1 protein-coding gene and 1 pseudogene are annotated in these 1,103 nt (G+C 72.4%); one reads left to right on the top strand and one right to left on the bottom strand.

All coding sequences use genetic code 11. The features are described from left to right. Nucleotides 1-281, top strand: a pseudogene (locus tag NQ160_RS24105) (signal recognition particle protein); the annotation flags it as partial. 172 nt (nt 282-453) lie between these two features. Here NQ160_RS24105 and NQ160_RS24100 read toward each other — a convergent pair. Next, a partial coding sequence (locus tag NQ160_RS24100) for a glutamate-cysteine ligase family protein (protein WP_257517496.1) occupies nt 454-1,103 on the bottom strand: 650 nt, incomplete at its 5' end.

The raw sequence follows: 1,103 nt of genomic DNA, 5'->3' as shown, positions 1-1,103 counted from the left end.
AGGCCGCGAAGATGATGAAGACCGTCGCGCGCGGCGGCGTCCCCAACATCCCCGGCATGGGAGCGGTGGGCGGCAAGCCGGGCGCCTCGAGCAAGCGCGGCAAGCAGCAGAAGAAGAAGGCCGTGTCGCGGTCGGGCAACCCCGCCAAGCGCGCCGCAGAGGCCGCAGGGCTGGCAGCGGCCACTGCTCCCACCGGGTCGGGCTTCGGTCTCGGCGCGGCGCAGACCCCGCCGACCGAGGCCGACCTCGCCGAGATCCAGAAGCTCTTCGGCAAGAGCTGAGTCCGCGGGAGCGGTGGCCCGCGGCATCCCCGCCCCGGTGCGGCATCCGCCTGCCGTGCGGTAGCGAGCGCAGGTGATTTCGCGAGCGCAGGACGGATGCCGGGGGCAGACGGCCTACGCCTGCCACATCGCCTTCCGTCGTCTCCCGCGCTGCCGGTGACTGCGCCGCGCGTCAGCGGGCGAGGGACAGCAGGTGGTCGCGCAGGGTGGGACCGTTGCGGAACTCGCGGATGAGGTGCTGCACGACTTCGCGCAGGTCGCCTCCCGCGGCCTCGGCCACCGTCAGCTGCCGAGCGTAGCTCGCTCCGCCGCTGACGATGGCGTCCACACCGGCGAACTCGCGGGCGCATTTGAGCTCCGCGGCGACGTCGGCGAGCCGGTCGATGGTCTCGCGCAGGTGCTCGGCGACAGGCACCTGCGTTCCCGCGCGGTCGACGATCAGTCGCGCGTCCATGCCGTACCGTGCCGCGCGCCACTTGTTCTCGCGTATGAACCACGGCTGCAGGATCGGAAGCTCCCGCCCCGCGTCGAGCTCGCGCGAGAAGTGTTCGACGAGCACCTGCACGAGCGCGGTGACAGCAGCCAGCTCGGGCAGCGTCGACATGCCGTCGCAGGCGCGCACCTCCACCGTGCCCCAGCGCGGAGCCGGGCGGACGTCCCACCGCACCTCGGTGGCATCCGCCATCACGCCGGTGGCGGCCATGTCATCGAGGTAGGACTCGTACTCCGCCCAGTTCTGCAGCGGCCAGGGGAGACCCGCGGTGGGCAGCTGCTGGAACACCAGCGCCCGGTTGGAGGCATACCCCGTGCTCTCGCCGGCCC

This window comes from Microbacterium sp. zg.Y909 (assembly GCF_024626565.1).
Note: the sequence above shows the minus strand (reverse complement) of the source record. Positions and strands in the feature narration are given on the sequence as shown.